This is a genomic window from Streptococcus sp. 27098_8_74, from assembly GCF_041431705.1.
In the GTDB taxonomy this organism is placed as follows: Bacteria; Bacillota; Bacilli; order Lactobacillales; family Streptococcaceae; genus Streptococcus; species Streptococcus salivarius_E.
Genome location: NZ_JAPVYF010000008.1, coordinates 14,823 through 35,975, shown reverse-complemented (window position 1 = coordinate 35,975; position 21,153 = coordinate 14,823). Strand labels below are relative to the sequence as shown.

The 21,153-nt window shown below is 41.7% G+C and carries 19 protein-coding genes and 2 pseudogenes; 15 read left to right on the top strand and 6 right to left on the bottom strand.

From position 1 onward, the window contains the following. Positions 1–11: 11 nt before the first annotated feature. On the top strand, positions 12–950 hold the full coding sequence (locus tag O3670_RS04410) for an alpha/beta fold hydrolase (protein ID WP_371595833.1): 939 nt from the start codon (positions 12–14) through the stop codon (positions 948–950). Positions 951–979: 29 nt separating this feature from the next. Further along, positions 980–2,038 (top strand): DUF3114 domain-containing protein, encoded by a 1,059-nt coding sequence (locus O3670_RS04405; protein ID WP_073686449.1) that lies wholly within the window; start codon positions 980–982, stop codon positions 2,036–2,038. Between the two features lie 72 nt (positions 2,039–2,110). Here O3670_RS04405 and O3670_RS04400 read toward each other — a convergent pair whose 3' ends face one another. The 5 genes from O3670_RS04400 to O3670_RS04380 all read right to left on the bottom strand — a co-directional run bounded on the left by O3670_RS04400 (position 2,111) and on the right by O3670_RS04380 (position 6,084). Continuing rightward, a complete protein-coding gene (locus O3670_RS04400; protein ID WP_002886147.1) occupies positions 2,111–2,302 on the bottom strand; it encodes a PspC domain-containing protein in 192 nt (63 codons plus the stop codon). 54 nt (positions 2,303–2,356) lie between these two features. Next, on the bottom strand, positions 2,357–3,034 hold the full coding sequence (trhA, locus tag O3670_RS04395; protein ID WP_201061101.1) for a PAQR family membrane homeostasis protein TrhA: 678 nt from the start codon (positions 3,032–3,034) through the stop codon (positions 2,357–2,359). Beyond that, complete coding sequence (locus O3670_RS04390; protein ID WP_371595832.1) at positions 3,027–3,476, bottom strand: DUF1836 domain-containing protein; 450 nt, start codon at positions 3,474–3,476, stop codon at positions 3,027–3,029. Before O3670_RS04390 ends, trhA begins: the two co-directional genes overlap by 8 nt. Before the next feature lie 168 nt (positions 3,477–3,644). Next, positions 3,645–4,916 carry a hydroxymethylglutaryl-CoA reductase, degradative gene (locus O3670_RS04385; protein WP_195968699.1) on the bottom strand — a complete coding sequence of 424 codons (1,272 nt, stop codon included), beginning with the start codon at positions 4,914–4,916 and terminating at the stop codon, positions 3,645–3,647. Between the two features lies 1 nt (position 4,917). After that, positions 4,918–6,084, bottom strand: a complete 1,167-nt coding sequence (locus O3670_RS04380; protein WP_175061128.1) for a hydroxymethylglutaryl-CoA synthase — start codon at positions 6,082–6,084, stop codon at positions 4,918–4,920. Between the two features lie 462 nt (positions 6,085–6,546). Here O3670_RS04380 and O3670_RS04375 point away from each other — a divergent pair, with 462 nt between their 5' ends. The 9 genes and pseudogenes from O3670_RS04375 to O3670_RS04335 all read left to right on the top strand — a co-directional run bounded on the left by O3670_RS04375 (position 6,547) and on the right by O3670_RS04335 (position 13,333). After that, the gene (locus O3670_RS04375; protein WP_371595831.1) at positions 6,547–7,407 is read left to right on the top strand and encodes a thymidylate synthase; all 861 of its coding nucleotides are present in this window, start codon (positions 6,547–6,549) and stop codon (positions 7,405–7,407) included. Positions 7,408–7,515: 108 nt separating this feature from the next. Further along, positions 7,516–8,019, top strand: a complete 504-nt coding sequence (locus O3670_RS04370) for a dihydrofolate reductase (RefSeq protein WP_073687512.1) — start codon at positions 7,516–7,518, stop codon at positions 8,017–8,019. Between the two features lie 4 nt (positions 8,020–8,023). Continuing rightward, on the top strand, positions 8,024–8,194 hold the full coding sequence (locus O3670_RS04365) for a hypothetical protein (RefSeq protein WP_002886174.1): 171 nt from the start codon (positions 8,024–8,026) through the stop codon (positions 8,192–8,194). A 17-nt stretch (positions 8,195–8,211) separates the two neighbouring features. Continuing rightward, the gene (clpX, locus tag O3670_RS04360) at positions 8,212–9,438 is read left to right on the top strand and encodes an ATP-dependent Clp protease ATP-binding subunit ClpX (protein WP_073950797.1); all 1,227 of its coding nucleotides are present in this window, start codon (positions 8,212–8,214) and stop codon (positions 9,436–9,438) included. Positions 9,439–9,447: 9 nt separating this feature from the next. Continuing rightward, on the top strand, positions 9,448–10,047 hold the full coding sequence (gene yihA, locus O3670_RS04355; RefSeq protein WP_002885996.1) for a ribosome biogenesis GTP-binding protein YihA/YsxC: 600 nt from the start codon (positions 9,448–9,450) through the stop codon (positions 10,045–10,047). Positions 10,048–10,176: 129 nt separating this feature from the next. Next, positions 10,177–11,552 (top strand): annotated as a pseudogene (locus tag O3670_RS04350) (amino acid permease). Between the two features lie 11 nt (positions 11,553–11,563). Further along, positions 11,564–12,514 carry a homocysteine S-methyltransferase gene (mmuM, locus tag O3670_RS04345; protein ID WP_070839780.1) on the top strand — a complete coding sequence of 317 codons (951 nt, stop codon included), beginning with the start codon at positions 11,564–11,566 and terminating at the stop codon, positions 12,512–12,514. 112 nt (positions 12,515–12,626) lie between these two features. Continuing rightward, entirely contained in the window at positions 12,627–12,881 is a 255-nt protein-coding gene (locus tag O3670_RS04340; protein WP_002886199.1) for a DUF1912 family protein, read from the top strand. Between the two features lie 74 nt (positions 12,882–12,955). Beyond that, on the top strand, positions 12,956–13,333 hold the full coding sequence (locus tag O3670_RS04335) for a helix-hairpin-helix domain-containing protein (protein WP_002885939.1): 378 nt from the start codon (positions 12,956–12,958) through the stop codon (positions 13,331–13,333). Positions 13,334–13,450: 117 nt separating this feature from the next. Here the strand turns inward: O3670_RS04335 and plsY are convergent, their stop codons facing one another. Continuing rightward, a complete protein-coding gene (plsY, locus tag O3670_RS04330; RefSeq protein ID WP_002886068.1) occupies positions 13,451–14,092 on the bottom strand; it encodes a glycerol-3-phosphate 1-O-acyltransferase PlsY in 642 nt (213 codons plus the stop codon). Positions 14,093–14,229: 137 nt separating this feature from the next. Here plsY and parE point away from each other — a divergent pair, with 137 nt between their 5' ends. The 4 genes and pseudogenes from parE to O3670_RS04310 all read left to right on the top strand — a co-directional run. Further along, positions 14,230–16,179 carry a DNA topoisomerase IV subunit B gene (gene parE, locus O3670_RS04325; RefSeq protein WP_013990942.1) on the top strand — a complete coding sequence of 650 codons (1,950 nt, stop codon included), beginning with the start codon at positions 14,230–14,232 and terminating at the stop codon, positions 16,177–16,179. Between the two features lie 155 nt (positions 16,180–16,334). Next, positions 16,335–16,883 carry a hypothetical protein gene (locus O3670_RS04320; RefSeq protein WP_037602101.1) on the top strand — a complete coding sequence of 183 codons (549 nt, stop codon included), beginning with the start codon at positions 16,335–16,337 and terminating at the stop codon, positions 16,881–16,883. A 618-nt stretch (positions 16,884–17,501) separates the two neighbouring features. Beyond that, a complete protein-coding gene (parC, locus tag O3670_RS04315) occupies positions 17,502–19,958 on the top strand; it encodes a DNA topoisomerase IV subunit A (RefSeq protein ID WP_021144501.1) in 2,457 nt (818 codons plus the stop codon). A 156-nt stretch (positions 19,959–20,114) separates the two neighbouring features. Continuing rightward, a pseudogene (locus O3670_RS04310) lies at positions 20,115–21,146 on the top strand (branched-chain amino acid aminotransferase); the annotation flags it as partial. Positions 21,147–21,153 lie beyond the last annotated feature (7 nt).

Here is a 21,153-nt window from a genome sequence, read left to right as displayed (position 1 = left end):
TAGGATAAACCATGCATGTTTTTATGAAAAGACTTTTATTTCTGATGGGAGCAGTTCTAGTCTTGTTACTGGCTAGCTTTATCTATCATAGATTGGACTTACAAAGAGAGAAGGCTTCTCTCAACCCTATGGGGCAAATGGTGTCTGTGAATGGCCATGACATGAGCGTCTTTGTGAAGGGAAATGGTCCACAAACCTTAGTTTTTCTATCTGGTGCTGGAACGGCCTCTCCCATTCTAGATTTTAAAGACTTGTATGATGGGCTTTCTAAGCAGTATAAGATAGTCGTTGTAGAGAGAGCTGGCTATGGTTATAGTGAGGACACATCTAAGTCCAGAGAGGTGTCTGAGGTTCTTTCTGAGACACGTCAAGCCCTAGCCAAGGCACAAGTATCAGGTCCTTATATTATTCTTTCTCATTCGATGGCTTCCTTAGAAACGCTTTTGTGGCAAGAAAAATATCCAAGTGAAATACAGGCAGTCATCGGCTTAGATTGGGCTCTACCAGAGAGTTATTCGCAATTGAGAATGCATTCCCAGATTTTACGTATGGCTCGTTTGGGAAGTCAATTAGGTCTTTTAAGGTATATACCGAGTCGCTTATATGTGCCTAATGAAAATCTAAGTAGCAGTGATCGACGCCTCTATCAACGAATAGCTTATCGTCAAATACTGTCACAAGCTATGTTAAATGAAAGCCTATCTGTTAAGAAAAATGCTAAAAAGGTTGCCTCTAGCATTGATTCGCAAATCCCAACCTTACTAATGGTATCGAATGGTGGGGGTACTGGTTTTAGCCAGAAGGACTGGCGGCATTATGCGACTAGCTTTGCAAAGGACCAGAAAAATATCGAAGTGACTTTTTATGATTCTCCGCATTATCTTTATCACTATCCGACCAAAGAGGTAGCAGCAAAGATAGAGGAGTTCATCAAAAAGACGACTGATTAAATTTACATATATTATCGAGGAGAGATGTGATGCTCATTGGTTCAAAAGCCTTTCGACACTTATGGGAGGACTGGAAAAGGGACTGCCAACCATTGCAAGTACTAAAGCTATTGTTAGCTTATATAGGGATGCCAGAGGATTTATCGGGAGAGCTTGAAGAAACCCAACACCTTTTATCTTATTTTGATCCTGACTTGGCACCGCATGATTCCTTATGGAAGGATGTCGTTAAATTGGTAGACCTGGCTTTTCCTGGTGATAGTTTGTCTAAGAATGCCTCTATTGAGAGACAAATCCATCAGCTACGTTACCTGATTTCTAGTCAACAGGCACAGTATGTGCGAACGCATTATAAAAAGCCAGGGATGACAGATAAAGAAGCTTTGGCTGTCTATCTGAGATGGAAGCCTTTCACCATGTTTGATCAGGGACGTTTGCACCAAAAGATTTCTATCTGTGGTGGCAAGGCGGTTTATCCTGATGGGATTCCAAGTGTTAATCTAAAAATTCTTCTCTATAATCGGATCGAGTTTATTTTGGATAGTCAGGGAAATTTTCTCAATGAGGTCGATGCGGAGCAGGTGACAGAAAGTGGAGTGGTTAATGGTGCTAGTTTTAACTATGGTAATCTCAAACGCCACTGGCAACTGGATGTGGAGCCGGTCCAACCACATGACCCTGATTTTCGTAATCGGATGACTAGGGGCTATCGTTCACCCAACAAATTGAAAAAACGTTGGGGACAGCAAGTACCTGAACAGTTTGATAAATCTTTCTACAATCCAAAAGGCATCTATGCCCAGTCTCATAGGTCTTTGGCAAATGATGTCAAACGCCAAGCCAGACTTTTTCTTGCCCTGGTTTATGGCTTTAAACCGGTTCAAAAAAAGCAATCAAAGGAGGTTCATATGTCTAAACAACCACAAAACAATAAAGGAACAGCAGTTCTAGGATCACTAGTATTTATGGCCTTATACGCCCTAGGTATTTGGCACAATGCTGTCCGAGGAAATATTCCTTTCCTTATTCTTTGGAGTGTTTTACTCCTAGTTAACGTCAGCTATTTGATTTTCCGCTTGAGAAAATAAAAAAAGAAAGTGATATGGACCTAAATGGTAAGAATTTAGATCTGTATCACTTTTTGTATATTCAATTACAGCTTACCACTTGCTTTCTTCTGGGATAATAATCCAGCAAATGATGTAGAAAAGAAAACCTGTTCCAAATAAGAAGATCGCTGCAGCCCAAATAAGGCGAATAATGACAGGGTCAATGTCAAGATATTTAGCGATACCAGAACAAACACCGGCAATAATTTTGTTGTTTGGATCTCTTCTGAGTTCTTTTTTCATATGATTTACCTCCGTACTTCCTTATTATACCATAACACCTTGATGTCTTTGACTTTAAGGAAGCATGAAATAGACGATACCCATATATTGAAGAGCTGAAGCCAACATGATGAAGAGGTGCCAAATCATATGGAAGTACGGTTTTTTCTTAGCGTAGAAAGCTGCACCAATCGTGTAAGACAATCCTCCAGCAAGCATGAGACCCCAAAAGGCTGGTCCAGTCTTAGTGACGATAGCTGGGATAATGAAGATAACCAACCATCCCATCATCAGATAGAGGAAGAGGGAGAACTTTTCATTGATTTTTTTAGCAAAAATTTTGTAGAGAATTCCAAAAATTGTTGTTCCCCATTGGAGGATGATGATGCTATAGCCTAGCCAACCGCCAACCAGTGAGAGGGCAACAGGGGTGTAGCTTCCAGCAATGGCGATATAAATCATGCTATGGTCGATAATTCTCAAAACCATCTTGTGGGGTGAGTTGTAATCCATGGCGTGATAGATGGCAGAACTCAAAAACATGAGGAATAGGCTGATAACGAAAACAGACATCCCAACAGCAGCAGTCATACCATAGCCGTTGTTGGCATGAACAGCAGTAATTGGCAGTAAGACTAGCATGGCCACAGCGCCGACGGCATGTGTTACGCTGTTGGCCACTTCCTCACCAAAGCTAAGTTTTTTACTGAGTTTGAGGTTGGGAGAAGCATTAAAAGTAGCGGTATTAGACATTATTTCCTCCTTCAAGGTCGTTCAAAAGTTGATGGGTAGCTCGGTAACATTGAAGCGTCTGACAGGCTGAGAGTATGACTTGCGGAGCTTCTTGGGGAAACTGACCATTCATACAGGCTACAAAGTCATTGTAGTAGGTCTTTTGACTTTCAGCATCTGTTCGTAGGATTTCCAAGGTTTTAGCAATCTCAGAAATCTCAAAAACGGTCTTTAGACTAGTGATGATAATAAGTCTAGCTACCTGAGCAGCATTATATTTTTTTTTGATGGGTTTTGCGACATGGCCATGTTTGACATAATTATTGACCATAGAGGCAGTTAGCCCCTTGTCGTTTGGTCCCAAAGTACTTTGGGTGACCTGATTGACATAGAGCAAAACCTGATCCAAATAGAGTTCAATCTCTGGTAATTCTTCCCAGAGTGGGTATTGTTGTGTTGTCAAGTTATAAAAACCTCTTTATCTAGTTTTCATAACTAGATTATAACATTATAGAAATTCAAGTCAAGTCAGAACTTGTGAGATATGAAAAAGATGTTGGGATAACATTTCCAACATCTTTGTTTTTATACGATAGAACAAGTAATTTTCTAACTGCTTCAGAATCAATTTTTATGGAGTTCTGAGTTTCTCCAAAATGGCTTGTGCAGTTTCCTGGTTCATATGTTTGGCCTTGAGAAGTTCAGCCAAAACTTGAGGCATTTCTTCAGGACTAGCTCCAGCTAACAAGGCCAGAGATTTGGCTTGGAGTTTCATATGTCCTGCCTGTATTCCTGTTGAAGTCAGAGCTTTGAGAGCAGCTAGATTTTGTGCCAAACCAAGAGAGACGATGATACTGGCTAGGGTCTTGGCATCTGGGTGATTAAGCAAGTCATGGGCGATAGAAGCACTAGGGTTAAGTCCGATAGAACCGCCACGGGTTGCGATTGGCATGGGGAGGGTTAATTCACCTACCAGTTCCTGAGTCTCCTGATCATAAGTCCATGTGGACAGACCACGGTAATTACCATCCTTGCTTGCATAGGCATGGCTACCGGCCTCAACGGCTCGCCAATCATTTCCGGTCGCGATAACTAGGGCATCGATACCATTGAAGATTCCCTTATTATGGGTAGCAGCTCGGTAGGGGTCCACCTGAGCCAGTTGGCTGGCCATCTCCATTTTCTTAGCCAGGTCATGTGCCTCTTCCTTATTACGACTGAGGAAGCGCGTGCTAAGACGACAAGTCGCCGTCACAAGACTCTCAGTGGCTAGATTTGAGAGAATAGCCATGAGGCTTTGCCCTTCTGACAGGTTTTCCAATTCTGGTACCAGGGCTTCCATCATGGTGTTGACCATATTGGCTCCCATGGCTTCTTGGGTATCAACGGCTAAATAGACAATGAGGAAGTCTCCTTTAGTCTCAGTCCAGAGCTTGCGAGGGCCACCCCCACGCTTAACAATAGAAGGGTGAGCCTCTTTGGCAACCTCTATAAGGTCCTGACTGGCTGCTTGAATTTTTCTTGAAGCATCATCCTTATCAGGAACGTCAAAGAGGGCAACTTGTCCAATCATCTTACGGTCATGAATCGTAGTCGTGAAACCACCAGAACGCTTAATGAGCTTGCTAGCGTAGGAAGCAGCAGCCACAACTGAAGGTTCTTCGGTAACCATGGGAACCTGATAAGTCACACCATCTACCAATACATCTGGGCAAATGGCAAAGGGGAGTGTGAATCGACCAATGACATTTTCAGCCATTTGATTGGCTGTTTCAAGGGTAAGTTGTTGGTCCTTATCCAGAAGATCTTGATTTTCCTGTGACAAAAGAGCATTCGTTTTCAAATGCTCTTTACGTTCTTGCGGTGTCTTCTTGGAAAAACCAGTCCAAGAGAGTTTAGTCATATTAATTTCCTTTGTAGATACGTTGGTGTTCAGAGATTTCAGCTAAACGGAAAGCTCCGGTTTGGTAATCAGCGAATTGAGTAGAACCAGTGTCATCCAACTGCGCCTCCTCATAGAAAAGTTTTTCATAATCAGCAACGCTCAAGTGTTGACGCTTGGCAAAGGTATCTAGGCGGTCCGAACGAAGCAGGTCTTTGTAACCTTTAACCAGACGTCCTGAGAAAATTTCAGAAACAGCTCCAGAACCGTAAGAGAAGAAGCCGATCTTATCTCCGGCTTTAAGGTCTTGCGACTGTTCAAGTAAAGAAAGAAGTCCAAGATAGAGTGACCCTGTATAGATATTTCCAATTTGACGACTATAGGTAATTGAAGCGTCGAAGTTGTTTGTCAGACGCTCTTTGTTCTCTGGATTCAAATCTTTTGGAATAATCTTGTTAAGTCCCTTAAGAGCTAACTTAGGATAAGGAAGGTGGAGACAAAAAGCGGCAAAATCAGCAAAGTCAGCCTGATGGCGTTCTTGATAAGCTGCCCAAGTTGTCTTCAAACTGTCAAGGTACTGTTTGGTTGAATAGATGCCTTGAACATAAGGCGTTGAACTGTAGTTTGGACGCCAGAAGTCCATGACATCACGAGTTTGTGCCACATTATCATCAGCAAGCTCCAAAATACGTGGATTCTGACTGACTAGCATAGCTACAGCACCAGCTCCTTGAGTTGACTCCCCAGAAGATCCGACACCATAGCGGGCAATATCACTAGCGATAACCAACACCTTGCTATCTGGGTGGGCTGCCACATGCAACTTCGCATAGTTAAGCCCAGCTGTTGCAGCGTAACAAGCTTCCTTCATTTCAAAAGAACGGGCAAAAGGTTGAATACCTAAGAGGCTGTGAACATAGACAGCAGCAGCCTTGGACTGGTCGATAGAAGACTCAGTAGCCACGATGACCATATCGATAGCTTTTTTATCGTCGTCATTTAAAATATCAGCCGCCGCATCAGAGGCAAGCGTCACGATATCTTCTGTAATCGGCGTAATACTGGTTGCATCAAGCATCAGCCCCTTGCTGAATTTTTCAGGCTCCGCCCCACGGGCAAGAGCGAGATCAGCCATGTTTAGAACATATTGACTGGTCGCAAAACCAATCTTATCAATTCCAATAGACATATGATGTTTCCTTTTTTTCTTCATTGTAGCGTATCCAGAAGATACTAATCTATAGTGATTTTACCATAAAAGAGCGCTTTCGCCTTGAAAAAACTTTGATAGTTAGTTATATCTCATTTTTTGATAGGAACTAGGGGATTTTAAACGACTTACTTTGGGTATTGCCATAGCTTATATTTCTCATTTGCACTAGAATAAGGTAAAATTGAAGTGGCACTCTACTAGTTTTTTAGCTATGTTAGAAAAGTAAAATTGTTGTTATATATTGAAATCATTGCGAGCGTTAAGTGAGACTTTCCGCTGTGAGATAAGTGTCTGTAAATAAAGTGTTTTGTTTACAGACACTCGGAATTTTTGAGACCATAGGCTCAAAAATTAGTCTTGGAAGTTCGCAGACGTCCGTAATCACTTAGGGAAGGTCTCAAAAAATACTTTGTTTTCAATTGAATAAAGAGGAAAATTATGACAAAAGCAGACACTATATTTAAAGAAAATATCACTAAGATCATGGAAGAGGGTGTTTGGTCGGAGCAAGCACGTCCTAAATACAAGGATGGCACAACAGCCAATTCCAAATACATCACAGGGTCTTTTGCAGAATATGATTTGAGCAAGGGAGAGTTTCCTATTACCACTCTTCGTCCTATTGCTATCAAATCTGCTATCAAAGAAGTGCTTTGGATTTACCAAGACCAGTCAAATAGCCTAGAAGTCCTTGAAGACAAGTATAATGTGCATTATTGGAATGACTGGGAAGTTGAAGGCGTACCTGCCAATAATGGGGACAAGCGTTCGATTGGTCAGCGTTATGGGGCGGTCGTTAAGAAGCACGATATTATTAACCGTTTGTTGGCTCAGTTGGAGGCCAATCCGTGGAATCGCCGTAATGTCATCTCCCTTTGGGATTACGAGGCCTTTGAGGAGACAGCAGGACTTCAGCCTTGTGCCTTCCAAACCATGTTTGATGTTCGTCGTGTGGGTGAGGACATTTATTTGGATGCTACTTTGACGCAACGTTCTAACGATATGTTGGTAGCTCATCATATTAATGCCATGCAGTATGTGGCCCTTCAGATGATGATTGCCAAGCACTTTGGTTGGAAAGTTGGTAAATTCTTTTATTTTATCAACAACCTCCATATTTATGACAATCAATTTGAGCAAGCCGAAGAACTCCTCAAGCGTCAGCCGTCTGATTGCCAACCACGCTTGGTCCTCAATGTTCCTGATGGAACGAATTTCTTTGATATCAAACCAGAAGATTTTGAATTGGTTGACTATGAGCCTGTTAAACCTCAACTCAAATTTGACTTAGCAATTTAATAATTGCTTATGATTTAAGCCCATAAAGAGCTGGCAAAGTTTTTTCCAAGCTCTTTTTCTCTTTTTTTGTTAGAATGGATTGTAAACTTAAAAAGAAAAGGAAATACTGTGTCTAAACAACTCATTGCTATTTGGGCGGAAGCTCATAACCATGTTATTGGGAAGAATCACACCATGCCTTGGCACTTGCCTGCTGAACTGGCACATTTCAAGAAAACGACCATGGGCTCAGCAATTCTCATGGGACGTGTGACCTTTGATGGCATGAACCGTCGTTGCCTACCAGGACGTGAAACCTTGATTTTGACACGAGATAAGGACTTCGACTGTGAGGGTGTGACGACCGTTACGAGTGTTGAGGAAGCTCTGGCTTGGTTCGAACAGCAAGATAAGGACCTCTATATTGCTGGTGGTGCGGGTGTCTACAAGGCTTTTGATGGACATTATGATGCACTCATCAAGACAACTATTGAGGCTGATTTAGAGGGAGACACGTATTTTCCACAACTAGATATGACGGCATTTAAAGAGGTATCACGTGACCGCGTGGTCAAGGATGATAAAAATGCCTACGACTTTAGCATAAGTCGCTATGAAAAAGAAGGAGACTAGGTTCATGCAACGTAGTGTTTTTGGGTTATTTACTGCATTATTGGGAGTGCTTTGTGTCCTCTCTGCCATTCCTGCCTTTCGCAAGAAACGTTATGGGTTAGCAGTTTTTCTCTTTTTAAATGCTTTTACTAACCTTGTCAATACTATTCACGCCTTCTATGGCACCCTATTTTAGAAAAGAGTGAGGAATAAATGGCTGGAAATCGTAATGAAGAAATGGTTTATTGTTCATTTTGTGGCAAAAACCAAGAAGAAGTAAAGAAAATTATCGCTGGGAATGGCGTCTTTATCTGTAACGAATGTGTGGCCTTGTCACAAGAAATCATTCGTGAGGAAATGGCAGAAGAAGTTTTGGCTGACTTGGCTGAAACTCCGAAGCCAAAAGAACTTTTAGATATTTTGAACAACTATGTCGTGGGGCAGGACCGTGCCAAACGTGCCTTGGCGGTAGCTGTTTACAATCACTATAAACGTATCAATTTCACAGAAAGTCGTGAAGACAATGAAGTGGATTTGCAAAAATCAAATATTCTCATGATTGGACCAACTGGTTCAGGGAAGACTTTCTTGGCTCAGACCTTGGCTCGTAGCTTGAATGTTCCATTTGCGATTGCGGATGCAACATCATTGACAGAGGCAGGTTATGTGGGTGAGGACGTGGAAAATATCCTCCTCAAACTGATCCAAGCGGCAGACTTCAATATCGAACGTGCGGAACGTGGTATCATCTATGTTGACGAGATTGATAAGATTGCTAAAAAGGGTGAAAATGTATCAATCACTCGTGACGTTTCTGGTGAAGGGGTTCAACAAGCCCTCTTGAAGATTATCGAAGGAACAGTAGCCAGCGTTCCCCCTCAAGGTGGTCGTAAACACCCTAACCAAGAGATGATTCAAATTGATACTAAGAATATTCTCTTTATCGTTGGTGGTGCTTTTGATGGTATCGAAGATATCGTTAAGCAACGTCTTGGTGAGAAAATCATTGGTTTTGGTCAAAATAATAAGGCAATTGATGATGACTCATCATACATGCAAGAAATTGTGGCTGAAGATATTCAAAAATTCGGTCTTATCCCTGAGTTTATCGGACGTTTGCCAGTCCTTGCGGCCCTTGAACAGTTAACGGTTGACGACTTGGTTCGTATCTTGACAGAGCCTAGAAATGCCTTGGTTAAACAGTACCAAACCCTCTTGTCTTATGATGGGGTTGAACTGGAGTTTGACCAGGATGCTCTTGAAGCTATTGCAAGTAAGGCAATTGAACGTAAGACCGGTGCGCGTGGCCTTCGCTCTATCATTGAGGAAGTCATGATGGATGTCATGTTTGAAATTCCGAGTCAGGAAGATGTGACTAAGGTTCGTATTACAAAAGAAGCCGTTGACGGCACAGCTGCTCCAGTTTTGGAAACAGCATAAGGAGGTTCTATGGCTGAAGAACAAGTCCTAAATACGCACAATGCTGAGATTTTGCTCAGTGCGGCGAATAAGAGCCACTATCCCCAAGATGACCTCCCTGAGGTTGCCCTAGCAGGACGCTCGAATGTTGGTAAATCAAGCTTTATCAATACACTTCTTGGTCGTAAAAACCTAGCACGTACTTCTGGGAAACCAGGGAAAACTCAGTTGCTTAATTTCTACAATATTGACGATAAGCTTCGTTTTGTGGATGTGCCAGGTTACGGTTATGCCCGTGTGTCTAAAAAAGAACGTGCCAAATGGGGCAAAATGATTGAGGAGTACCTCGTGACTCGAGATAATCTTCGTGTCGTTGTTAGCTTGGTTGACCTCCGACATGAACCAACTCAAGACGATATCCAAATGTATGAATTTCTCAAGTATTATGAAATTCCGGTCATCGTTGTAGCGACTAAGGCTGACAAGATTCCTCGCGGAAAATGGAATAAGCACGAATCAATTATTAAGAAAAAACTCAATTTCGATAAAAATGATCATTTCATCGTCTTTTCATCTGTCACTCGTGACGGTTATGATGAAGCATGGGATACGATTTTAGCAGAATTATAAAAAGAGCTCGGAGAAATCCGAGTTTTTTTCTTGCGATAGTTTTTGTCTATCTCTTTGATAGTTTCCACCTATTATCCAAGGGGATGATATTGTGATAAGCTTGTTTTATCACATCTATTGGAGGAATCTATGGAAAACCATAATTATGAAAATGAAGGTCAGTTTCAACGGAAGATGACCTCACGTCACCTCTTTATGCTCTCGCTAGGTGGTGTCATTGGTACCGGTCTCTTTCTTAGCTCAGGCTATACGATTGCTCAAGCAGGCCCTCTTGGTGCGATACTATCTTATCTTGTGGGGGCTATCGTTGTTTACTTAGTCATGCTTTCATTAGGTGAGCTAGCTGTTGCTATGCCAGAACGGGATCCTTTCACACCTATGCCACTAAATTTATCAGTCCGGGAACCGGATTTACGGTAGCTTGGCTTTATTGGATTTGTTGGACGGTAGCCTTGGGAACAGAATTTCTGGGTGCGGCCATGCTGATGCAACGTTGGTTTCCATCAGTTCCGGCTTGGATGTTTGCGGCATTCTTTGCCTTGGTGATTTTTGGAATTAATGCTCTGAGCGTAAGGTCTTTTGCGGAAGCGGAATCTTTCTTCTCGTCAATAAAAGTCATTGCTATTCTGGTTTTCATCATCCTAGGTCTGGGGGCTATGTTTGGTTTGGTCAGCTTTGATGGGCACCGTGAAGCTATTATGTTTAAGCATTTGACGGCTAATGGCCTCTTTCCAAATGGAGGTCTTGCCATGGTGTCAGTCATGTTGAACGTTAATTACGCCTTTTCGGGAACAGAGTTAATCGGTATTGCAGCTGGAGAAACAGATAATCCTAAAGAGGCTGTTCCACGAGCTATTAAGACAACTGTTGGACGCTTGGTGATTTTCTTTGTCTTGACTATTGTGGTCTTGGCTTCACTTCTTCCCATGAAAGAAGCAGGGGTATCCTCAGCACCTTTCGTTGATGTCTTTGACAAGATGGGGATTCCATTTGCGGCGGACATCATGAACTTTGTAATCTTGACAGCTTTTCTTTCTGCTGGGAATTCGGGACTCTATGCGTCAAGCCGTATGCTTTGGTCTTTGGCCAATGAGGGAATGCTCAATAAAAAAGTAGTGAAAATCAATAAGCATGGCATTCCAATGACAGCCCTTTTGATTTCCATGGCCGGAGCAGTTTTAACTCTCTTTTCAAGTATCTATGCTGCAGCTACGGTTTATCTAGCTCTGGTATCAATCGCTGGTTTTGCAGTTGTTATTGTCTGGCTCTCCATTCCTTTGGCACAAATCAACTTCCGTAAACAGTGGAAGCTAGAGCATTCTGAGGACGAGTTAGACTATAAGACACCGTTTAATCCAATCCTCCCTTATATCACAATTGTTCTCTTGGCCATTTCTGTGTATGGGATTGCTTGGGATAGTTCACAACGTGCGGGACTTTACTTCGGTATTCCTTTCATGATTTTCTGTTACCTCTATCACTACCTTCGTTTTAAGAAATGGTAAGGAGGCCTTGCATGGCAATATTTAAAGACTATTTAGAGAATAAATCTCCCCTCATTCTTCATGGGGCTCTGGGAACAGAGATGGAGAGCTTGGGTTATGATATTTCTGGGAAACTCTGGTCAGCCAAGTACCTGCTTGACAAGCCAGAAGTTATTCAAAAAATCCATGAAACCTATGTAGCTGCTGGGTCTGATTTGATTACCACATCGTCTTATCAGGCAACCTTACCAGGCTTGATAGACGCTGGACTTACTGAGAAAGAAGCGGAGCAGATTATTGCCTTGACAGTTCAGTTGGCAAAGAATGCACGCGATAAGGTCTGGGCAACTTTGGATGACAGTGAGAAAGCTAAGCGTCCTTATCCATTGATTTCTGGTGATGTCGGTCCTTACGCAGCCTATTTGGCCAATGGTTCTGAGTACACTGGTGATTATGGTCGGATAACTATCAAGGAACTTAAGGAGTTTCATCGCCCTCGCATTCAAATTCTCCTAAATCAGGGTGTCGATTTGTTGGCTTTGGAAACCATTCCTAATCGTCTGGAAGCACAAGCTTTGATTGAACTTCTGGCTGAAGAATTTCCAGAAGCAGAAGCTTATATCAGTTTTACAGTCCAAGAACCAGGCACTATCAGTGATGGGACTTCTCTAGATGAGATTGCCCAGCTTGTTTCCCAGTCAGACCAAATCTTGGCTCTAGGAATCAACTGTAGTTCGCCTCTGCTCTATAATCAGGCTCTTGCTATTCTTAAAAATACTGGAAAAGCCCTCATTACTTACCCCAACTCAGGTGAGGTTTATGATGGTAGTACGCAGACTTGGAAACCTAAGGATAAGGATGCTCTGACCTTAGTGGAACACAGCAAGGATTGGCATGATCAGTTTGGGGTTAAGATTTTAGGTGGTTGCTGCCGCACACGTCCAAATGACATTAAAGCCTTATATGCAGAGTTTAGAACCTAGTCAAATTTCTAATTATTTGTTATAATAGGAGACTGTAAGGCTATGAGCTCTACACACTATTAGTAGAAAATGAAGCCAGCGTTAAGCTGGTTTTTAAAATGAAGAGGAAAATATGACCTACGAACAAGAATTTCTAAAAGACTTCGAAGCCTGGGTTGTTACCCAAGTTAAAGTAAACGAAACGGCCTTGGCCGCTAGCAAGAAAATCTGGGAAGAAGATGGCGATGAGCGTGCACGTGATGCAAGTTACCGTTATGAAGCCAAATTGGATGCTTACAATTTCCTAATTGGCAAGTTTGCCAACTATCGTGCTGGCAAAGGTTTCCATGATATGCCAGATGGCTTGTTCGGGGAACGTCACTATTAATAGAGGATGAAAAAGAAAATGGCGACAGTACTTTATGGAAAGGTGTCGTCGATTAAAATAGGAGAATACTAAACATGGCTAAAGTAAAAAATAAAAAGAAAGCTTTTAAACACCGTTTGAAAAAACAAGGACTTTTCAATAATGTTAAAGCCCCTGTCCCACCAGTTGCGCCTGTTCCACCAGTCCCACCAGTAGCACCACAACCTGTTGCTGAAACTAAGACAGTTGCTAAGGAAGAAGTAGCAGCTAAAGACCTTAGTCTTGAAGCTTTTGCAGAACTTCCAGAAGTTGAAGGCCTTCGTTCAAACCTTGTAGAGACTCTTTACAATGAAGGTTTGACTTCAGCAGAGGCTTTTGCTACTGTGACTGAAGAAGAAGTTCTTGCCCTCAAGGGTGTCGGACCTGCGACAGTTAAAAAATTGAAAGAAAATGGAGTTAGCTTTAAAGCTTAAGCCTAAAAAAGATCCGAGGTGTAGACTTCGGATCTTTATTCTTTGACTTGGAAAGCATTGTTTGATAAGGAGAACAAGAAAACCACTAGCTTTTTGCTAGTGGTTGATAGATCTGTATTATTTATTTGGATTTTGTTTGGTTAAATTAAGTCCAAAAGGTACCAAGTTTTCTTGATGCCTACGGATTCGCCCCATATTTTCAGTGTGGCGGAAGATAATAATCAAAGCCATGATGGTAAGGACCCCAGTGAAAATAAGGTCATAGCCATCTAGCAAGAAGTGGATGGCTGGAAACACAGCCAAGGTAATCAGTCCAACAATTGCAGCAGTGACACTAGAAAATGAGATCATGCTGGTTAGATAGAGTGTTAGGGCAAAGACCAAGAGTAGGAAGACACAGTAGAGTGGGGCGAAACCAAGAAGCACCCCGGCACTTGTCGCAACGGCCTTCCCACCTTTAAATCCAGCAAAGATTGGAAAAACATGTCCGATAATGGCAAAGAAACCAATGACTAGAGGTGAAACCTCTGTAACACCAAGCCAGATAGGAAGAAGAACAGCCAAGGTACCCTTGAACATATCCACCAAGAAGGTGATGGTACCAGCAGTCTTACCTAGAACACGAAAGGTATTGGTTGTTCCAGTATTTCCAGAGCCATGCTCACGAAGATTGATATGGAAGAATAGTTTCCCAATCCAGAGGCCGGTCTGAATGGAACCTAGCAAGTAGGCGATTAGGATTAACAATAAGATTTTCATGAGATAATTATAGCATACAGCCTAGTAATTGACAAAGTCAGTCAGCCTTAAGATATCTTTTGGACTTTCTTGATTTCTTTTGCAAATTCTTCTGAAAACTTATAAAATAATAAGGATGAAAATTTTGGAGGTCACTCTTGGCTAAAAAAGAAATTAATGTAAATAATTATAATGATGATGCCATTCAGGTACTAGAAGGGTTGGATGCGGTTCGCAAGCGCCCTGGAATGTACATTGGCTCAACAGATGGAACAGGACTTCACCACCTCGTTTGGGAGATTGTCGACAATGCGGTCGATGAAGCTCTTTCTGGTTTTGGTGATGTTATCGCTGTTACCCTAAATAAGGATGGTTCCGTTTCTGTTTCTGACTCTGGACGTGGGATGCCGACAGGTATGCATGCCATGGGTAAACCAACAGTTGAAGTTATTTTCACTGTTCTCCACGCTGGTGGTAAATTTGGACAGGGTGGTTATAAGACTTCTGGAGGTCTTCACGGTGTGGGTTCCTCAGTTGTTAATGCGCTGTCTAGTTGGCTTGAGGTAGAAATTACCCGTGACGGTAGTGTTTATCGCCAACGTTTTGAAAATGGTGGTCACCCTGTAACAGGGCTTGAAAAGATTGGTAAAGCGCCTAAGTCTAAGACAGGTACAAAAGTTACCTTTATGCCTGATGCGAGCATCTTTTCAACAACTGACTTTAAATTTAACACTATCTCAGAGCGTCTCAAAGAATCAGCCTTTCTTCTTAAGAATGTCACTATGACATTGACTGACTTGCGTGGCGAAGAAGAAGTTCGTGAAGAATTCCACTATGAAAATGGGGTTCAAGACTTTGTGTCTTACTTGAATGAGGACAAGGAAACGCTGACACCAGTCATCTATATTGATGGAGATCAACAAGAATTTCACTTGGAATTAGCCCTTCAGTATAATGACGGTTACTCTGACAATATCCTTTCCTTTGTCAATAATGTCCGTACTAAGGACGGAGGCACCCACGAAACAGGCTTCAAGTCTGCCATTACCAAGGCTCTTAACGATTATGCGCGTAAGACGGGACTTCTCAAAGAAAAGGATAAGAACCTTGAAGGGTCAGATTACCGTGAGGGATTATCAGCAGTTATCTCGCTTTTGGTTCCTGAAGAACACCTTCAGTTTGAAGGACAAACCAAGGACAAACTGGGATCTCCTTTAGCTCGTCCGATTGTTGATAGTATTGTTTCAGAGCATTTGACTTACTTCCTTATGGAAAATGGGGACTTAGCTTCTAACTTGGTGCGTAAGGCTATCAAGGCTCGTGATGCCCGTGAAGCTGCCCGAAAAGCGCGTGATGCCAGTCGAAACGGGAAGAAAAATAAAAAAGACAAGGGTCTTTTGTCAGGAAAATTGACGCCAGCCCAGTCTAAAAATGCTAAGAAAAATGAACTTTATCTAGTCGAAGGGGATTCTGCCGGTGGATCAGCCAAACAAGGCCGTGATCGTAAATTCCAGGCTATCCTGCCTCTTCGAGGTAAGGTCCTAAACACTGAGAAAGCTAAAATGGCTGACATTCTCAAAAATGAAGAGATCAATACCATGATTTACACCATTGGTGCAGGTGTTGGAGCTGATTTTAACCTTGACGATATTAACTACGACAAGATTATCATCATGACCGATGCCGATACCGATGGGGCTCACATCCAGACCCTCTTGCTCACTTTCTTCTATCGTTATATGCGTCCGTTGGTTGAAGCGGGACACGTTTATATCGCTTTGCCTCCTCTTTACAAGATGTCTAAAGGGAAAGGCAAGAAGGAAGTTGTCGAATATGCTTGGACGGATGGGGAACTTGAGGAACTTCGTCAAAAATTTGGTCGTGGAGCTATTCTCCAACGTTACAAGGGGCTTGGTGAGATGAATGCTGACCAGCTTTGGGAAACAACCATGGATCCAGAGACAAGAACCCTTATCCGAGTGACGATTGACGACCTAGCGCGTGCCGAACGTCGTGTCTCTGTTCTTATGGGAGATAAGGCAGCACCACGCCGTCAATGGATTGAAGATAACGTTAAATTTACCTTGGAAGAAAGTGGCGCATTTTAGGTTGCAGGCCAGAAGGGAATGTAATAAGATAGAACTAGGGAGAGCGTTTACAATCAATAGAAACTTGGGATTATAAAGAAACAAGTTGATTATTTTCTACATCGTTTATTAACTATTTGCAGTGTCATTGACTAGAAATCAATGGAGGTAGAAAAATGGATTTTAATGTTATCGATTACCTAGCTTACCATGCAGATGTAGCTATTCCGGCTATTATTCTTATGGTTATTGTTTCTGCTATATACTTATTTTTTTATGGTATACGTCCTATAAAAACACGCTTTTTGATCCTCTTTCTCTTATCTATAGTCTCCCTCATAATCTTCGTGCTGGATAACCCCCTCTATTATTATTTGGGTAGTCCATACTCAGGCTTATTATTTGTTTTTTACTACCTGATGGTCTTTTCAGTGTTTTATGTACCATTCTCACTAATAGCTTTTATAAAGAGTCTTCTACATTTAACACGCTTTCAAACCAATTATTCAATCTTATTAGCGATTAATAGTTTTTTCGCCACATTACTGGCTTTCCTCAACCTACTTTTCTTACAAGGGGCTTTGGAATTTCTCCCAAATTCATCCATGTACCTTATTTTTATCCTCCTAGCGGCAAGTGGTATTGCTCAAACTATAATAGGGAGAAAGGAAAACGAAAAAAATAAAGATTATATGGTTGAGTCAGGAAAAGACAATGTGAGGTAGACCTATGTTATCTAAGGTATTAAGTTTTTTACTTCACTATTCTCAAGTAGTCTTTCCTGTTTGTGGGGGAGCAATAGCTTATTTAAGCGTTTATAAAAAGAGACCAATAAAAACACGCTTTTTAACCCTGCCTATACTAGTTGTGATAACCTTCCTTCTATCTTTGATAGATAATCCCTTCTCAGATAGAACCTATTCGGGTTTGTTATTTGCTTTCTATAATGTGTATGTTTTTACTCCTTTAAGTGTTGCGTGTAGTATCACATCACTTTTCAAAAGTATCTATCATTATAGATTGTTTCGTATACCGCTAGCTACTGTTCTCGTAATCAACGCCTCTTTAATGACTTGTTTATCACTCTTAAACTTTATCTTATTCTTTGGGGAACTTTCTACTTCATTGACACTATCTTGTGTATTTTTCATTTTAATTGTGATAAGTACAGTCGTTCAATTTGTGGTTGGTGAAATAGAAATTAGGAAGGTGAAAACCATTCTTCTACAGTTGCAAAGTCAAGGAAAGACATTATGAAGCGTGGCAGTTAGGTAGGAAAGTTACTATTTGTCTTTCACATTATTTCAAATCATTACTTAAACTAAAAAATAAAGAGAAATCTTATGTCTAATATTCAAAACATGTCCCTTGAGGACATCATGGGGGAGCGTTTTGGACGCTACTCCAAATACATTATTCAGGAGCGTGCGCTTCCTGACATTCGTGACGGTTTGAAACCCGTTCAACGTCGTATTCTTTATTCCATGAATAAGGATGGCAATACCCATGACAAGGGCTATCGTAAATCTGCCAAGTCGGTGGGTAACATTATGGGTAATTTTCACCCACATGGCGATAGTTCCATTTATGACGCCATGGTGCGTATGTCCCAGGACTGGAAGAATCGTGAAATCTTAGTTGAAATGCACGGTAACAACGGTTCTATGGATGGTGATCCACCAGCGGCTATGCGTTATACAGAGGCGCGCTTGTCAGAGATTGCTGGCTACCTTCTTCAAGATATTGATAAAAACACCGTTCCTTGGGCTTGGAACTTTGATGATACAGAGAAGGAACCAACCGTATTACCTGCCGCCTTTCCAAACCTCTTGGTTAATGGGGCTACAGGGATTTCTGCTGGTTATGCCACAGATATTCCACCGCATAATCTGTCAGAGGTCATCGATGCCGTTGTCTACATGATTGATCACCCATCTGCTAAACTGGATAAATTGATGGAATTCTTGCCTGGTCCAGATTTCCCAACAGGGGCTATCATTCAGGGCAAGGATGAGATTCGTAAGGCCTACGAAACTGGTAAGGGCCGCGTCGTTGTGCGCTCACGTACTGAAATTGAACAACTCAAAGGTGGCAAGGAACAAATCATCGTTACTGAAATTCCTTACGATGTCAATAAGGCAGTTCTTGTTAAAAAAATCGATGATGTTCGAGTCAATAACAAGGTTCCAGGCATTGCAGAAGTTCGTGATGAGTCTGACCGTACTGGGTTGCGTATTGCTATTGAACTTAAGAAGGATGCTGACAGCCAAACTATTCTTAACTATCTTTTGAAATATACGGATCTTCAGGTCAACTACAATTTCAACATGGTGGCTATTGATAATTTCACCCCACGTCAAGTAGGCTTGCAAAAGATTTTATCTAGCTATATTGCCCACCGTCGTGATATTATTGTTGCTCGTTCAAAATTTGACAAGGAAAAAGCTGAAAAACGTCTTCATATTGTCGAAGGTTTGATCCGTGTTATTTCTATTTTGGATGAGGTTATCGCTCTTATCCGAGCTTCTGAAAATAAGGCTGATGCTAAGGAAAATCTTAAGGTCAGCTATGATTTTTCAGAAGAACAAGCCGAAGCTATTGTGACCTTGCAACTTTATCGTTTGACCAATACGGATATCGTCACCCTCCAAAATGAGGAAGCTGATTTACGTGAGCAGATTGCGACCTTGGCTGCTATCATTGGTGATGAGCGTACCATGTTTAATGTCATGAAACGTGAACTCCGTGACATTAAGAAGAAATTCGGTAATGACCGTCGTTCAGAGTTGCAAGCAGAAACCAAGACCATTGAAATTGATACTGCAAGTTTGATTGTTGAAGAAGAAACCTATGTCAGCATCACTCGTGGTGGTTATGTCAAACGTACAAGCCCACGTTCTTTCAATGCTTCAACGATTGACGAAGTCGGAAAACGTGATGATGATGATTTGATTTTGGTTCAGCAAGCTAAGACGACACAACACCTCTTGATTTTCACTAATCAGGCCAATGTGATTTATCGTCCAATCCATGAGTTACCAGACATTCGTTGGAAGGATTTGGGAGAGCATTTATCACAAACTATCACCAATTTATCTAAGGATGAAGAAGTGCTTTACGCAGAAATCCTGGATGATTTTGAAACAGGTACTTACCTAGCAGCTACCAAGCTGGGTCAGATTAAACGTTTCGAACGCAAGGAATTTACGCCATGGCGTACCTACAAGTCTAAGTCGGTTAAATACGCTAAACTCAAGGATGATAGTGATTTTATTGTTACGGTTACGCCAATTCAATTGGATGATATCATGATTATCACTCAAAAGGGTTATGCCCTTCGCTTTAACGCGGACGAAGTGCCAGTAGTTGGTGCCAAGGCAGCAGGTGTTAAGACAATCAATCTTAAGGATGATGATACCGTTCAGGCTGTTTTTGTAGCAAATACTCAAAGTTTCTACCTTCTGACACAAAGAGCTAGTCTCAAACGTGTAGCTACAGCAGATATTCCACAGGCTAAGCGAGCTGGTCGAGGTCTCCAAGTTCTTCGTGAGCTTAAGACGAAACCACACCGTGTCTTCACTGCGGGTCCAGTCTTTACGGAAAATGCTGGTGGCGAGATAGATCTTCTAGCAACACCAGTGGAAGAGACTCCTCAGACCTTGCTTGTAACAGCTACAACAGGTGAAACGGCAGAGGTTGACTTGTCCCTTCTAAATCTTTCAGACCGTACTAGCAACGGTAGCTTCATTGAAGGATTAGCAGACAAAGAAGTCTTTTCTGCCAAGATTATTGAAAGATAAAGATAAGAAAGCTTTGTTCTCTTATTAGAGGGCAGAGTTTTTTTCTTTGATGGGCAAAATAAGTGTTTTAAAAAGAATTGTCAGAATTTTGCAACATAACCTTGAAATTTTCAATGAAAAGGACTATACTAGAAAGCACATAGTAACAGAAAAGAGGATATACACATGACAGTTGATTTAGACTGGGAAAATCTAGGATTTAATTACAGTAAACTTCCATTCCGTTATATCTCATATTACAAAGACGGTAAATGGGATGAGGGGCAATTGACTGAGGATGCGACTTTGCATATTTCAGAAGCATCTCCAGCCCTTCACTATGGTCAAGAAGCTTTTGAAGGCCTCAAGGCTTACCGTACTAAAGATGGCTCTATTCAATTGTTCCGTCCAGATGAAAATGCTAAACGTTTGCAACGTACTGCGGATCGTCTTTTGATGCCACAAGTTCCCGTTGACAAATTTGTAGATGCATGTAAACAAGTTGTACGTGCAAATGAAGAATATGTTCCACCATATGGTACAGGTGCAACACTTTATCTCCGTCCATTGTTGATTGGGGTTGGTGATATCATTGGTGTGCATCCAGCAGATGAGTATATCTTTACCATTTTTGCTATGCCAGTAGGTAACTACTTCAAAGGTGGTTTGGCTCCAACAAACTTCCTTATCCAAGATGATTATGACCGTGCTGCTCCACATGGTACAGGTGCTGCTAAGGTGGGTGGTAACTACGCAGCAAGTATGTTGCCAGGTAAGATTGCACATGATCGTAACTTCTCAGATGTGATCTACCTTGATCCAGCAACTCACACTAAGATTGAAGAAGTGGGTTCTGCAAACTTCTTTGGTATCACAGCCGATAACGAATTCGTTACACCACTCAGCCCATCTATCTTGCCATCTATCACCAAGTTCTCATTGCTTTACTTGGCTGAAAATCGCTTTGGCATGAAAGCTATCCAAGGTGATGTTAAGATTTCTGAATTGGATAAATTTGTCGAAGCAGGTGCCTGTGGTACAGCTGCCGTTATCTCACCAATTGGTGGGGTACAACATGGTGATGACTTCCATGTCTTCTACTCAGAAACAGAAGTAGGTCCTGTAACACGTAAACTTTATGATGAGTTGACAGGTATCCAATTTGGTGATGTTGAAGCACCAGAAGGATGGATTGTCAAAGTTGACTAATTCCTAA

Coding starts and splice junctions, on each gene's coding strand:
- O3670_RS04410 (WP_371595833.1), top strand. CDS start 12: ATGCATGTTTTTATGAAAAGACTTTTATTTCTGATGGGAGCAGTTCTA.
- O3670_RS04405 (WP_073686449.1), top strand. CDS start 980: ATGCTCATTGGTTCAAAAGCCTTTCGACACTTATGGGAGGACTGGAAA.
- O3670_RS04400 (WP_002886147.1), bottom strand. CDS start 2,302: ATGAAAAAAGAACTCAGAAGAGATCCAAACAACAAAATTATTGCCGGT.
- trhA (WP_201061101.1), bottom strand. CDS start 3,034: ATGTCTAATACCGCTACTTTTAATGCTTCTCCCAACCTCAAACTCAGT.
- O3670_RS04385 (WP_195968699.1), bottom strand. CDS start 4,916: ATGACTAAACTCTCTTGGACTGGTTTTTCCAAGAAGACACCGCAAGAA.
- O3670_RS04380 (WP_175061128.1), bottom strand. CDS start 6,084: ATGTCTATTGGAATTGATAAGATTGGTTTTGCGACCAGTCAATATGTT.
- O3670_RS04375 (WP_371595831.1), top strand. CDS start 6,547: ATGACAAAAGCAGACACTATATTTAAAGAAAATATCACTAAGATCATG.
- O3670_RS04365 (WP_002886174.1), top strand. CDS start 8,024: ATGCAACGTAGTGTTTTTGGGTTATTTACTGCATTATTGGGAGTGCTT.
- clpX (WP_073950797.1), top strand. CDS start 8,212: ATGGCTGGAAATCGTAATGAAGAAATGGTTTATTGTTCATTTTGTGGC.
- yihA (WP_002885996.1), top strand. CDS start 9,448: ATGGCTGAAGAACAAGTCCTAAATACGCACAATGCTGAGATTTTGCTC.
- mmuM (WP_070839780.1), top strand. CDS start 11,564: ATGGCAATATTTAAAGACTATTTAGAGAATAAATCTCCCCTCATTCTT.
- O3670_RS04340 (WP_002886199.1), top strand. CDS start 12,627: ATGACCTACGAACAAGAATTTCTAAAAGACTTCGAAGCCTGGGTTGTT.
- O3670_RS04335 (WP_002885939.1), top strand. CDS start 12,956: ATGGCTAAAGTAAAAAATAAAAAGAAAGCTTTTAAACACCGTTTGAAA.
- plsY (WP_002886068.1), bottom strand. CDS start 14,092: ATGAAAATCTTATTGTTAATCCTAATCGCCTACTTGCTAGGTTCCATT.
- O3670_RS04320 (WP_037602101.1), top strand. CDS start 16,335: ATGGATTTTAATGTTATCGATTACCTAGCTTACCATGCAGATGTAGCT.
- parC (WP_021144501.1), top strand. CDS start 17,502: ATGTCTAATATTCAAAACATGTCCCTTGAGGACATCATGGGGGAGCGT.